Source organism: Dysgonomonas sp. Marseille-Q5470, assembly GCF_951230145.1.
GTDB lineage: Bacteria > Bacteroidota > Bacteroidia > Bacteroidales > Dysgonomonadaceae > Dysgonomonas.
Window position 1 is genome coordinate 1 of the sequence record NZ_CATNVE010000015.1, and the last position, 13248, is coordinate 13248.

A 13248-nucleotide genomic window follows, 5' to 3' on the forward strand; every position below is an offset into this window, starting at 1 on the left:
GTTAGTATTTGTTAATAAAATAAAGAATCTTAACAACCAAATGAATGTTAAATCATCCTATTTTACTCCCATAGGTGGTATACTTTTGAATTATTCTGGTGGTATACTTTTCAAGTATTATTTACACATAGGGCGTCTCCACACAAAGATGCTTGAATATCACGGAGTAAAAACAGCATATGATTTAACTCAAAAGACTCGATCATGGGTCAGAGGTAAGATGACAGTAATCGGGGAACGTACCTGGCTCGAATTACAAGGCATCTCCTGTATTGAAAAAGACGAACTGTCGGCTAAGAAACAACAGATATGTACATCCAGAAGTTTCGGGCAACCAATTACTGAATACAGCAATTTATTGGAGTCTATTGCCTCTTTAGCCTCTCTGAGTGTAGCTAAATTGAGGAAACAGAAAACTGTAACCAAAGCTGTTTATATTTTCGTGCAAACCGATCGATTTGAAGAGGATGTATATAAATCCTCAAAAGTTGTTCCTTTGTCATTCTATACATCGGATACAGCCGAGATTATTGGTTACTGCCATCAGGCTTTAGATTCTATATATTTGCCGAATCTGGAATATAAAAGGGCTGGAGTTGTATTGATAGATATTATTCCAGAAGAATATGCTCTGAGGGATTTCTTTGATGAGAAAGATCGTGATAAGCAACAGAGATTAAACCAGACTTTGGATGAGATAAATAAAAAGAATGGACGTGATACTGTAAAACTTGCAGTTCAGGGAAATGGTTATAGCAAGAATATCCGTCAGGAGCATCTCTCAAAGCGATACACGACCAATCTTAATGATATTATCGAGATTAAAATTTAGTAAATAAGATATGATAAAAGTTATAGCCGAAGATTTTATAAAAGAAGAGTATTTGGAAATAGTAAAACCTCTTTATGCTGAATTGGTTGCTAAGACTAAATTGGAAAAGGATTGTATAGAATATAATCTTGATATAGATCAGGACGATAAGGCTCATTTTATCTTCATTGAAGAATGGCCTGATCACGAAGCCTTGAATCGACATTGCCGAACAGAACATTTCAGAAGGCTTGTACCTCTGATTAACAAACATCAATCCAAAGAGTGTGAATTCACCATTATGGAGATGTTTCAATAAGCTAAAGAATGCAGAATAAAGAACCGTTATCAGCCAGAATTCATCTTTATTTGTCATAAAAATATAACTAGTCGATGGTGTCCTACCCATCCCACAATAATATAGTTACTTATTGTAAAAACGAATTGCTACAGAAGAAAATTATCTTGTATATTTTGGAAACAATATTACTATCTTATTTTTTAGCAAGTGTTTATAATCCAAGTCGCTTGATTATTTCACTAACTTTACTTTCTGTTGTTCTAAGCTTTTCGTTACAAAAAACAGCAAGTTTTGAGGCTCTTTCTACTTTTTCTGCTAGTTTATCAATAGAAATATTATCACTTTTCAATTCTGACAATATTTGTTCTAATTCTTTGGAAGCTTGTTCGTAAGAAATTTCGTCCATTTTTCTTTTATTTTAATTAGTGAGACAACAAGGGTTCTGTCATATAATTCTATTTCCAGCTCATCATTTTTTTCTAAATTCTGGCTATCTAAAAGCGTTCCTTTATATTTCGGTATTGCATACCCTTTTTTTAATATATTCTTCGGGTGATATATCTGGATTACATCTAAGATGTTATTTATATGCCTGATCTTCTCTTCGCATTTATTTTGGGTAAGAGACAGGATCATTGATAAAATAAAATTGTGGTTATCAATAGACTTTTTTATACTGCTCTGAATATTCACTTCTATCAATTCCATTGTATTTTTTAGATATAGCTTTTTATTGGATAAAAGGATTTTCGGTTGACTTTGGATTAATTCGAATGCAAGACTGAATTTATTCTTTTCAATATTTATTATTCTTATCGCTTCATTATTTACTCTGGTCACTAATGTGTGTAAACTTCCGCGTTTTAGCTGTGTTATTGAAATACTGGTAGAGGTCAGTGTTTGTATATTCAGTTTCAACCGGCTCTTTTGTTTGTCAAAATAGTAATTCTTATGTTCAAAAATATAAGATAATGTATTGTTTATTTTAGTTTCAAAATTAAGAGCCTGTTCTACAATATATGCGCCTAATGCTGTTGGCGTTTTATGAGACATTGAAGCTACCATATCAGAAACACTATAATCATTTTCATGGCCAATCCCCGTATAAACAGGAAGATTGTGTAAGGCTATTTCTTTTGCTATCTGATAATTATTAAAAATATCCAGATCAAGCTTACTCCCTCCACCACGGATAATTGCAATTACATCAAATTGTTTATTATTCAAAATTTTTAATTGTTGACATATTTCAGATATGGCATTTTCGCCTTGTACCGAAGCTGGAAAATCAGTAATTTCAAATACATATCCGTATTTATTCTCCAAAAGTTGTTTGTAAAAATCGTCGTATCCATTTGTACTGGTAGATGCAATCAATGCAATCTTCTTAATTACAACCGGAGTACTCTTGGATTTGTTATTGTTTATTATATTTTCTTGTTTTAATCTATTAATTGTTTCTTGTTTCCTTTTTTCTAAATCTCCCAGATTAAAGTTTATATCTACATTTATAATATTAATGGAAAAACCATGAACTTCATGAAAGACGATTTGCGCTTGACATAGAATTTCATTCCCTTTTTTTAAAACATTATCAAAATCAGATTTTAATACAGCTCTTATCTCTCTTAATCTGCTAGACCAAATAGTGGCTTTACATTGGGCAACTATTTCTTTATCTTTGGTTTCAACTAAATCAATATAACAATGACCGCTTTGATGGAAATTAATATGTGATATCTCAACTCTAATCCATATAAATTTACCAGAAGTTTTTTCATCAATAATACTTTTAATCCGTTGTAATATAGATGATAGGCTATATGATTTAATTTCAGTCATTAATATTGTAGATTATGAAAATCAATGATGTTTAACTATATATCAATTCGTAGATGGTTAAGATTATTTTCAGAAAAAAATTCAGAAGGATAACTATTTGATATACTTCCTCTGAAATTTAATCTTTGCGTACTGGTTATTAGAAAACAAGCTTTTTTTGCTCTAGTTATTCCTACATAATGCAGATTTATGTCCTGCGTCCAAGACGGAAAACGAGGATTATTCCAATCGCCATTTGTCGCTTCCTTTCTAGGTAGAACCCATTCATTTAAATCTAAATGAATGACCAAATCGAATTCCAACCCTTTAGATTTATGGAGAGTCATTATTTGAACCTCATGATCCGCTACTGGCAGGAAGGCGTTTAGAAGGGATTTATCAGATAAAATTTCTTCAAGTAAAATAAGCGAATCCCCTTCTGGTGATTGTGGAGCTATTATTTCCGAAACGGCTTTAAATGCTGAAATAATCTCATTTTTATTTAATTCCTCGTCATTAAATAAGTTCTTAATGTTTTGCTTTGACCCAATGAGTAATCTTTGTTCTCTTGACGAGATTTTATCCCATGTGGTAAAAGCCTCTATAACTTCGATGAATTTAAATGTATCATCTAATGCAAAGCGGAGTAAATTTACGAAGATGCCAGACCATATATTTAAACTTAATTCTAAGTCCGTGGTTTTAGATAGTTTATGAGGAGCCTTTAATTTATTGTCTATTATGTCTATAGTCCTGGTACTTCTTCCCAATATTGCAATTTGAGAATTATGGGATATACTATATTTCTTTTTCATTTGATCCAAAATAGTATCGATCCACTCTGCAATTGATGTTTCAGCCCCTTTAATAGTTGCTTTAAATACTCGTGTATCGTCTGTATCAAACAAATGAATATTTGAGTTCAGAAGGAGGTTGGAATAATTTATTATAGAAGGATGACATCTATGGTTTTTATTCAAAAGAAAAGAAATAAATTCCTCATTGTTAGATAGCATATTTAAATAACGTGAATCTTTTCCTGAAAAACCATATATAGATTGATTGATATCTCCAACAGCAACTCCAATAATTCCAAGTTTAGTTAGTTTTATAAACAGAGCATGTTGGTTCAGACCTGAATCCTGATATTCATCTATATATATAGTTTTATATCTTGCCTTAAAATATTTTTTACAGGCTTTTGATTGTGTGAAAATATAATTTGCAATTACTCCAACAGATTCCAATATTAATATCCCATTTTTGAAGTATCTTCCAATTGTTTCTAAATTTTCAGTTTTTAAATCGCTTTCTTCTATATCTCTCGATAACCAACTAAAATCATTTTGTTCAGAATCCTGAATTTCGGATAACTTAATTGTATTAAAGGAATTCTCTGGTATACCCCATAGATGCTTTCCAAAAGGAATAATAATTTCAGAAATAAAAAAACTATCTATTGTACCGAAAAAAGAACTCCTAGCATCAAGTCCATCTTTCAGGCATCTACTTTTTAACTCGTTTGATGCTTTATTTGTATATGAGATAGCAATTACTCCCTGGTATTCATATAAACCAGAGATATCATACCTAACTTTCTCAGAAACGACAAAAGTCTTTCCACTACCCGGAGCTGCTATTATCACAGAGTTATCATGGTAGTCAATAATATCCTGTTGTTGTTTAGTCGGCTTCATTGAGTTGTTCTTCTATAATTTCCTTACACGCAAATAAAGGTTGAGCTAATTGGTCATCTTTTAACAACAACAGGTCGGCTTTATTCTTTTTAAGAAAAGCAAACATGGAAGAAGCTTTTCTATTTTGCATTTCAGCGATAATGTTATCTGTATCAACTCCCAGTTCGGTATAATATTGAATTAAAGATTTATTTAACGGACTTTCAAACAAGTCATTCTCTAAATCTTTGTTAGCTAAAAATAACCTATAAAAAGCCAAACCTTCTTTTATAAGGTTTGCAGCATCAATATTTGCCTGAGGAGGAATTAGACTACTAAACCCTCTTAATAGAGGTCTATTTTTGTTTAGAATTTCTTCCGTATCTTTATCGCAATTACAATGCTCTTCCAATATATCAATAATACGCTGTACTCCTGCGAAACGGTATTCTTCTCTTCTCGGCACTTTAAAAATATCGTTATCTGTTCGTAAAACCCAGTTAATTTCTAAACTATTAAGAATTTCAATAAAGACCTTGAAACCAACCCCCTCAGCACTAAGTATACTAATATTTAATCTGTCTAAATCTAAGTCAAGCTGTTTCGCTAAAGTCTTATAAAACAACACCTCTGAAGCTCCTTCAACAAGTAATACGCAATCAGCAAAAAAGGCTTCTGCCGGAATAATACTCATTCTATATCCAAAATCCTCAAAAGCTTTATCAATTATTTCTGAACAGCCTTCAGATGCTGCAATTGTTCCATTTCCTTTGTTAAGCAGGCGAACAATTGAATTTGGAGAGAATTCACTGGTTATTTGGGCTGAATGGCTGGTTATTATAACCTGTCCTTTAATTATTGAATTTAAATACTCTGCAAGTTTCCTTTGTTGATGTGGATGTAAATGAACTTCCGGTTCTTCAATGCATACTAAGGATACTTCTGACATATTATCTTCTTTCAGTGAGTTTTTTGCAGCCCAAAGAGATAAATATATCTGATTCAGGCGGCCATCACCTCCAATAAGCAGCTTTTTTTCATTATATTCTGATGATATAGCAGTGCTACTGATGAAATTATCGATATTTGAGGTAGCACTATTAAATACAATCTTTTGATTTTTATGATATACAGACATTTTACTGAGCTCTGTATTTATGCTCAATGTTGCATTCTTTATATATGATAGTTTCGGAATTTCGTTATCGATTTTGGATAGATCATCTGCTATTTTCGAATATAATACATCATCTTCTGTCTTTGTATTATTATCTCTATCATCTTTAGCTATTTGAAAAAGGCTATTTTTTTCTTTTTGAATATAGCCCCAAAAATCTCTATTACTGCTAATATATTTTATATTCAAAACTTTTCTGTAATATCGTTCTTGGACCTCTTCCATAGTATCTTCTGAAGGACCTATAAGTATCTTATAAGATTTGGAATTTGTTACAGAATCTCTTGTGGCTTCATAACTGATAAATAATTTATCATCATCACGTATCATTCCTTTCAATTTTGCTACAATACAATCTTCAATTACATCCTCAAATTTCAAAATGATTTGAAAGCTATTCGTGTCTTCATATGCATAAAAATCAGAATCTTTAGGTTCAATATCAATATCGGAAAGACCTCTATCCAGTAAAATTCTAATGGCCCATATTAGATTTGTCTTTCCTATATCATTTGTTCCTATAACTAATGTCTTTTCGTTTAAACTTATAGAAGCGTTCTTAAAATTTCGAAAACCTATTATTTTTACTAATGACAGTTTCATATGATAATCTTTAATTCTATGTTATTTCAGATGACTAATTAATCGTAAGAAGTTAGATGAGATAGTATTTTCAACTTCGCAATTAGTAATATTCCATTCTTGAGCTAAATAATTAATTACTGAAGATATTTCACCTGGTTTTAAAGGAAAATTTCTCACTTCCACAAATGGTCCATCCGTTTCTGTCAATATATAATGTTTTGGTATTTTAGATATTATCTTTCTGCCTGACATAGATTTTACCATTGCAGGATTGATTGAGAAGAAATAACCAGCCTCCACAATCGAATCTATAAGATTCAATCCTCCTGAATACCAATGGAAAATTGCAAATTGTATATTATTTTTTACCAAAAGATCTAAAACTTCTTTTTCAGCCTTTCTGGAATGAATACTTAAAATTTTTTTTTGTTCTGAAACAATCTGTAGTATTTTAGAAAAAGTTTCTATTTGAATATCTTTGGTAGATATACCTTCTTTAGAAAAATCTAAACCAATTTCTCCGATATATGATGTTCTACTAATATTTTTCAGAAACAAATCAAATTCCTTTGCGTGTAAATCTGCCATTAAGGGATGCATACCTAATGCTAATCGAATTTTCTTTAATGACTGAAAATATGGATATCCCATTTCAAAGTGGCTTGGAAGATTAGTCATAGCTAATACCGTAATATTAGCTATGACAGAATCTTGTAAAACTTTTCTCGGGTTGGGATATAAATCTATATGGCAGTGTGTGTCAATAATCATCTCAAACTCAACTCTATTTTCACAAATCTATTTCCCTTATCTCTAAATAGTTGTAGGACTTCTTGTTTTGATCTTAATACCATTTCTGCATATTCTGTAAGGTCACTAAGATCTATATTACCATTAACTAATAAATCTCTTTTCATTTTTTCTAATGAAATGTTTTTCTTTAAATAGCTGAATAGGGCAGGTAAATCATTATTCCCCATAGATATAACTTTAGTAATAAAATTCCCATAGTGGTTTTCATTGTCTAAGCCAGCCTTATTCAATGCAGCTCGTCTATATATACAAGGCATACATCGCCCACAATTGTGCATCTCGCTTGGATTATCAAAATGATATTGCCGTCTTCCTCTTTTTCCACAAGAAACCGAATCTTGAAAAATATTTTTTAGAAATTTGAGATTTGAACATTCAAGAAACATTTCTCCTTTGGTCTTAAATGTATATGGGTTATGTATTCTAGTGAATAAGCCTAATTCAGTAAGTAGTTCTTGAGTATTCTTTAAAACATAGGGATGAGTTGTTCTTGTACTCAAAGAACTCACTCTTGATGGAGTAAGGGGATAGTTAATTGAAATCGTTCCATTTTCAGGGATTATCAACTCATCAATTGGAGACAAATAACAACCTAAACCAATGAAAAACAGGGAACGACTACGGTAGTTGTTTTCTATTGCTATTTTGTCTCCTTCTATATCTTTTCTAGACAGTGCCAATTTTGATTGTATCCAATATATTTTATTCGGATATTTAGTTATTAAATGTCTGAACAACTTATTCTGGTCTCCATTTGGTCCCGGAGATTTTGAATCAAAATGAGAGACCAAAAGTATTCTTTCACTATCTCCTAACTTTTCTAATTCATCAATAACACCTATTAGAGAATCTAATCCTCCAGAAAAAAGACTTACTGATTTAATTGAATCTATTACATAGGCCGGCGGATTTTTCCTTCTTCTAGACAAAGGACGTGGATAATAAAGTGTATCTTGTATATTTTGTCTAAAACGAACAAGCCAGTTATCTCCTGTCAAAAAATCTAATATTCGTTTTAGTTTAGATTCTTTACCAGTCCAAATATCTATATTATTGACTGGAAATTCGACTTCGATATCTCTCGTCCAACCATCATTCGAATAAATAGCTCGACTCAATAAATTATCAACTCCGTAAACTATTGCCGATATAAGAAAGAAATCAAACTTTACAGATGTGAAATCAGTCGTAAAATCAAATACTCTTTCATAGCCTAAAAAAGATAGAGGAACCTTTCTTTCCACATCATTATCTGTGTAACAAAGCTGCAAATCTGCAAATTTGCCATAATCTGCATTATCTATAACTACGCTTACTTTCATAACTATTCAAATACGGTTAGAACATCTTGTTGAATATTTTTTATTAGTCTATCGGCTTCATCAGAACTCCAATCTACATTTTGAAGAGGATTTTTTTTATGAATATCCTCAACTCTTTCCACTATGAAATTTTTTATTTGTCCGAAAAGATTATTACAATCATTCTCACTCTTGTTCTTTATCAAATTTTCATAAAACCATTTTGATAAAAGCTCATTAATATAATATCCGAAATACTTTATTATAACATCTTCCAAGGTATTCGTTGTAAAAGTCTCTTGTAATAAGGCTTGTACTTCATCAATAGATTCAGCCTGCCCCATTAATTCTTCGAATAATAATCTTGTAGCCTCTTTTGCTGCATTATCATCAATTGATGTCGCACTGCCCGAACAGTACTCAATTAAATGATTAATAATATCTTCAACTGTTTTGTTCTCAATATCAGTTAACCCTGTAAATTCGAGAGTCTGCCTAATATTATTACCAGAGCTGATAAATTTAGAAAAGACTCCTCCTATTTTCTTTGCTGTTCTGATACTACTTCTTCCACCAGCTTTTGAACCACCACGTCCACCAGTTGAGGCTCCACTCAATGTTGAAACAAAATGTCCCATTATATTCTGTAGCTTCTGAGTTGAAAGAACTGAAGAATCACAATTTGAAGTTAGCGAGGAACTAAGTACACCCCAATTCGGGATCATTGTGTGTTTTACATCAGAAAATGATTTAGATGTTCCCATGTCTATTTTTTTAGATTAAATGCTTTGCTTGCTTTGGATTTTCCATCCTTGAAATAATCATTTAAAAACTCACCGATTATCGGTTCTGATTTAAAATCTGCTAATCTTATAGCAACCGCAGGCTCAATATCCGATACACTGATTATTTTAAGGGCTTCTATATAATGATAAACTGTATTGTCAATTTTAGCTTCTGTCATTACATTGAAAATATCATATAATCGTTTTTGCTGAGGATTCCTCTTTAAATTAGAGGATAAAAGATTGAAAAATGCTTCTTTTTCAACATCATTAAATGTCTGGAATTTTTCAGAAATTAAAGATCTTGTAACCGTTGATGTCATATTATCTGGTAATAATTCATTGAAAAACGCTCTTATTATAGGTGGAATCATACTCGTTGCAGTGATAGAGTTTTCTAATTTATCCCGAGCAATCCAATAGTAATCTCGTAGATCAACTCCTGATAATAAAGGCTCAATTTGAAACCACTTTATTATTTTGGGCTTATTCCATTCTTTAAAATATGATTCTTTCATTTCAGAAATAATATCTTCAATTCCTTTCTCTTTGCATAAAGTTTCTATTTCTATAATTTCTTTAGGTATTCCATCTTGAATAATCTGCCATTCAAATAATTTTTTAAATAACTTAGGTTCAGAATATTCAAGTATCATCAGTTTTGCTAGAACAGCATCATCAAAATTCTGTAAGGTTGCCACTTCTGCGAGCCTTTTCCTAATAGTATAGGTGTTTAGAAACCGTTTAATCTGCCGGGGATTTCCATACAAGCTATTTGTAATTAAGGGTACTAGAGAAGGTATTGTTATTACATTATCTTTTACCTTTCTGAAATCATCAGCTTCTAATATTTTCTCAAAATTCGACAATCCAAATGCAGAATATTTATTTGTTGATCTATATTTCTTAAATTCGTCCAGTACTTTTTTGAATTTATCATCACCAATTTCTTTTTTACAGATAAGCATTGATATATAAGTTTCAACTTCTGATTCTGAAAGTCTTGGTAAAGAATAAGGAAGCTGAATTAATTTCTCTAAATAATCAATAATAATCCTGTTATTATCGTCCTCTATTTCTTTATTGTTTTTATACTTATATTCAATAGCATATTTAACTATTCGAGGATCTGCTCCGATGACAAATGCAGTTTTGGGGACATTCAGGAAAAGTTTAATTGCTTCAAGATTTTCAATAATTCTTTCAGAACTACATCTATCTAAATCATCAATAATTACAACTAACCGTTTGAAATTTGTCGCATCTAAGAGTTCTGAAAAATCTTTTCTAAATTCAGCGACTGCATTTGTAATGTTTTTATCATTCTCTTTCCCTTCTTTTATAAAAGAATTAAATATTTCCTTTCCTTCATCCGATTGAAGTTTTTTAATTATTATTTCTGGGTTATTGCCCCATTCTGCTAACTTCTGGATGGCAAAGGGAACTAAACTAAGCCCTCCCGTAAAATATGCAGTAACGGCAGGTAAAGCTACATTTTTCATAACCATGCCTGCTCCACGCATCCAATCAATGGACTTCCAAAGTTTCTTTGCTTTTTCTTTTATTGTATCCTTTATTGCATCAGGAATTTTTTTGTTGTCTTCCAATTCCTTAAGAATAGAATTGAGTAATGCAGCCTTAGCATCATCATATCCCTCAAAAGTCCAACCATTAAAGTATATACAGAGCGAATCCTTATCATCATCCTTATCAAACGCTTCTTTTACAATTTGTAAGACACTGGATTTACCACTACCCCAATCACCAAAAACCCCTATCGTAATCGGCAAAACAGATTCATCATAAATGATATTTATTAATAAATCAGCATGTACGTTGAAGCCTAATAGGTCTTCTGAAGTTTCGTTATCAGCCCACATTGGTTAGTTGTTAAATTGTTACTATAAAAATATTATTTATTGATGGATACTATTAGAGCGTGATTTCATAGATTCTTAGTTAAGTCGCTGGCTCCAAGCATAAAGATATAGAATACTCTTTTATTATAGTGAATAAATGCTAAAAAAATAATATAATTTTTCGAATAGATGGATTATGCATAAAAGCGAAGAATTAATTTGCTCTTTTTTATCTACCCCATTCTGTATATTTGTAGTGAAAATATTGTAAATAATAATTCAAACAATGATAAAAGTTATAGCCGAAGATTTTATTAAAGAAGAGTATCTGGATGTTGTAAAACCTCTTTATACTGAATTGGTTGCTAAAACGAAGTTGGAAAAGGATTGTATAGAATACAATCTTTATATAGATCAGGACGATAAAACTCACTTTATCTTCATTGAAGAGTGGCCGGATCAAGACGCTTTGGACAGGCATTGCCAGACAGAGCATTTCAGACGGCTTGTTCCTCTGATTAATAAACATCAATCCAAAGAGTGCGAATTTACCATTATGGAAATTTTTCAATAAGCAGAAGAATGGAGAATAAAGATATCCTGATAAAAGCGCAAGAATATATTAAAGAAACTTTTCTCAAAGAAGGAACGGGGCATGATTACTATCATATAGAACGAGTGGTAATTAATGCCAGAAAGATTTTGCAAATAGAACATGCCGATAGCTTTATTGTTGAATTGGCGGCTTGGGTGCATGATCTTGGTGATCACAAACTTCATGATGGTATGGATAAATCTGATGAATTAATCGGTGCATTTCTTAAATCCTTGGCTGTTGAACCGTCAATCATAGATCGGATAATTGAGATTGTTTCTCAGGTTTCTTTCAGTAAAGGGAATAGTCCATCTTCAATAGAAGCCGAAATTGTACAGGATGCTGATAGGTTGGATGCTATCGGAGCAATTGGTATTGCCCGTTGTTTTGCATATGGTGGTAGTAAGAATCGCATTCTATATAGCCCTGATGAAAAAGAGAAAGAGAATTCAAGTATTCAACACTTTTATGATAAGCTGTTTAAGCTAAAAGATATGATGAATACTGAATCGGCTAAACTAATAGCAGCAAAACGGCATGCATTTATGGAAGAATATATCGCTCAGTTTTACAAGGAAGTTCAATAAAAATGAAATTAAGTCCGTTTACCTTTGACTTAATATAATTTTAAGACAAAGCGATTTTTCAATCATTAGCCTATAATAAAATAAAGGATAAGAATGATATTATTAACAGCAGGACTGGTAGTTACAAAAAACAATCAATTGCTTTTAGCATATAGCAGTAATAAAAATGCATGGTATTTACCGGGTGGAAAAGTAGATAAAGGAGAAACTTCCAGAGAAGCGCTTATCAGAGAAATTAGGGAAGAATTAAACATTGATTTGCAACCCGACAAAATCGAAAAATACAAACATATTTCTGCTCCGGCATACGGAGAAAGTCCTGAATTGATAATGGAACAAGACACTTTTCGATATAATTTAACGGAGAATATACAGCCTAGCCATGAAATTGCTGCTGTTAAATATTTTGACTTAGAGATGTATAAGCAGGAACCAGCTCAGGTTCCCGGTGTATTAAAAGTTTTTGCACTATTAAAAGAAGATGGCATAATTTTATAAATTGGAAAGAGAAAATTAGTCTTAGAAATAAGAAAGAGGAGCTATTGCTCCTCTTCTTCATTGCGGATATATCCGATACGCTTTCTGGCTCTATCTTCCTGTTCTCTGGTACTGGCCAACTCTGTCAGAGCCTGATATATCTCATTAAACTGAATATTAGTTTCGAGCATAAATGTTTCTAACTTTTGGTTAAGTTCTGCATAGCCTAAAGCGTATTTTCTCAATGTAACAAAAGCTCTGATTATTGAGATGTTTACCTGAATAGCCAAAGGACTGTTTAGTACGCTGGATAATTGAGCTATACCCTGTTCTGTTTATGTAAACAAAAAGATTATGTAAATAATTGCTTTTAATTTATTGATAATCAATCCTTATTTTGTGAGATAGTTTACATAATCTTCTGTTCTTTTGTCTGGGTAATATTGCCCGGAATAAAGAA

Annotated in this window: 13 protein-coding genes and 1 pseudogene; 5 read left to right on the top strand and 9 right to left on the bottom strand. The window is 31.7% G+C overall.

The genetic code is table 11. The features are described 5' to 3' along the window. A partial coding sequence (locus QOX35_RS16020; protein ID WP_283687789.1) for a DinB/UmuC family translesion DNA polymerase occupies positions 1 to 832 on the top strand: 832 nt, incomplete at its 5' end. 10 nt (positions 833 to 842) lie between these two features. Next, positions 843 to 1130 (top strand): putative quinol monooxygenase, encoded by a 288-nt coding sequence (locus tag QOX35_RS16025; protein WP_283687790.1) that lies wholly within the window; start codon positions 843 to 845, stop codon positions 1128 to 1130. 193 nt (positions 1131 to 1323) lie between these two features. On the opposite strand, the gene xseB is transcribed toward QOX35_RS16025, so the two are convergent. Genes xseB through QOX35_RS16065 form a run of 8 tightly spaced genes read right to left on the bottom strand, consistent with a single transcriptional unit; the run spans position 1324 to position 11150 of the window. Next, positions 1324 to 1518: an exodeoxyribonuclease VII small subunit gene (gene xseB, locus QOX35_RS16030; RefSeq protein ID WP_283687791.1), complete on the bottom strand. Its 195-nt coding sequence runs from the start codon at positions 1516 to 1518 to the stop codon at positions 1324 to 1326. Continuing rightward, positions 1479 to 2954 carry an exodeoxyribonuclease VII large subunit gene (xseA, locus tag QOX35_RS16035; protein WP_283687792.1) on the bottom strand — a complete coding sequence of 492 codons (1476 nt, stop codon included), beginning with the start codon at positions 2952 to 2954 and terminating at the stop codon, positions 1479 to 1481. The genes xseB and xseA overlap by 40 nt, the downstream gene beginning before the upstream one ends. A 35-nt stretch (positions 2955 to 2989) precedes the next feature. Continuing rightward, the gene (locus tag QOX35_RS16040) at positions 2990 to 4630 is read right to left on the bottom strand and encodes a UvrD-helicase domain-containing protein (protein ID WP_283687793.1); all 1641 of its coding nucleotides are present in this window, start codon (positions 4628 to 4630) and stop codon (positions 2990 to 2992) included. Next, on the bottom strand, positions 4617 to 6389 hold the full coding sequence (locus tag QOX35_RS16045; protein ID WP_283687794.1) for an ATP-dependent nuclease: 1773 nt from the start codon (positions 6387 to 6389) through the stop codon (positions 4617 to 4619). The genes QOX35_RS16040 and QOX35_RS16045 overlap by 14 nt, the downstream gene beginning before the upstream one ends. Before the next feature lie 21 nt (positions 6390 to 6410). Beyond that, positions 6411 to 7142 (bottom strand): Qat anti-phage system TatD family nuclease QatD, encoded by a 732-nt coding sequence (gene qatD / locus QOX35_RS16050; protein WP_283687795.1) that lies wholly within the window; start codon positions 7140 to 7142, stop codon positions 6411 to 6413. Further along, a complete protein-coding gene (qatC, locus tag QOX35_RS16055) occupies positions 7139 to 8506 on the bottom strand; it encodes a Qat anti-phage system QueC-like protein QatC (protein ID WP_283687796.1) in 1368 nt (455 codons plus the stop codon). The genes qatD and qatC overlap by 4 nt, the downstream gene beginning before the upstream one ends. A gap of 2 nt (positions 8507 to 8508) precedes the next feature. After that, a complete protein-coding gene (locus tag QOX35_RS16060; RefSeq protein ID WP_283687797.1) occupies positions 8509 to 9249 on the bottom strand; it encodes a Qat anti-phage system associated protein QatB in 741 nt (246 codons plus the stop codon). 2 nt (positions 9250 to 9251) lie between these two features. Next, positions 9252 to 11150, bottom strand: a complete 1899-nt coding sequence (locus tag QOX35_RS16065) for a KAP family P-loop NTPase fold protein (protein ID WP_283687798.1) — start codon at positions 11148 to 11150, stop codon at positions 9252 to 9254. 265 nt (positions 11151 to 11415) lie between these two features. Between QOX35_RS16065 and QOX35_RS16070 the strand changes: the two genes are divergently transcribed. The 3 genes from QOX35_RS16070 (at position 11416) to QOX35_RS16080 (ending at position 12809) form a co-directional block, all read left to right on the top strand. Further along, complete coding sequence (locus QOX35_RS16070) at positions 11416 to 11703, top strand: putative quinol monooxygenase (protein ID WP_283687799.1); 288 nt, start codon at positions 11416 to 11418, stop codon at positions 11701 to 11703. Positions 11704 to 11711: 8 nt separating this feature from the next. Then, entirely contained in the window at positions 11712 to 12311 is a 600-nt protein-coding gene (locus tag QOX35_RS16075; RefSeq protein WP_283687800.1) for an HD domain-containing protein, read from the top strand. A 93-nt stretch (positions 12312 to 12404) separates the two neighbouring features. Then, on the top strand, positions 12405 to 12809 hold the full coding sequence (locus QOX35_RS16080; protein ID WP_283687801.1) for an NUDIX hydrolase: 405 nt from the start codon (positions 12405 to 12407) through the stop codon (positions 12807 to 12809). A 41-nt stretch (positions 12810 to 12850) separates the two neighbouring features. Here the strand turns inward: QOX35_RS16080 and QOX35_RS16085 are convergent. After that, positions 12851 to 13123, bottom strand: a pseudogene (locus tag QOX35_RS16085) (ORF6N domain-containing protein); the annotation flags it as partial. Positions 13124 to 13248: the final 125 nt, after the last annotated feature.

Excerpts from the sequence above, each read along its gene's own strand:
- QOX35_RS16025 (WP_283687790.1), top strand. The coding sequence starts at position 843 with ATGATAAAAGTTATAGCCGAAGATTTTATAAAAGAAGAGTATTTGGAA.
- xseB (WP_283687791.1), bottom strand. The coding sequence starts at position 1,518 with ATGGACGAAATTTCTTACGAACAAGCTTCCAAAGAATTAGAACAAATA.
- xseA (WP_283687792.1), bottom strand. The coding sequence starts at position 2,954 with ATGACTGAAATTAAATCATATAGCCTATCATCTATATTACAACGGATT.
- QOX35_RS16040 (WP_283687793.1), bottom strand. The coding sequence starts at position 4,630 with ATGAAGCCGACTAAACAACAACAGGATATTATTGACTACCATGATAAC.
- QOX35_RS16045 (WP_283687794.1), bottom strand. The coding sequence starts at position 6,389 with ATGAAACTGTCATTAGTAAAAATAATAGGTTTTCGAAATTTTAAGAAC.
- qatD (WP_283687795.1), bottom strand. The coding sequence starts at position 7,142 with ATGATTATTGACACACACTGCCATATAGATTTATATCCCAACCCGAGA.
- qatC (WP_283687796.1), bottom strand. The coding sequence starts at position 8,506 with ATGAAAGTAAGCGTAGTTATAGATAATGCAGATTATGGCAAATTTGCA.
- QOX35_RS16060 (WP_283687797.1), bottom strand. The coding sequence starts at position 9,249 with ATGGGAACATCTAAATCATTTTCTGATGTAAAACACACAATGATCCCG.
- QOX35_RS16065 (WP_283687798.1), bottom strand. The coding sequence starts at position 11,150 with ATGTGGGCTGATAACGAAACTTCAGAAGACCTATTAGGCTTCAACGTA.
- QOX35_RS16070 (WP_283687799.1), top strand. The coding sequence starts at position 11,416 with ATGATAAAAGTTATAGCCGAAGATTTTATTAAAGAAGAGTATCTGGAT.
- QOX35_RS16075 (WP_283687800.1), top strand. The coding sequence starts at position 11,712 with ATGGAGAATAAAGATATCCTGATAAAAGCGCAAGAATATATTAAAGAA.
- QOX35_RS16080 (WP_283687801.1), top strand. The coding sequence starts at position 12,405 with ATGATATTATTAACAGCAGGACTGGTAGTTACAAAAAACAATCAATTG.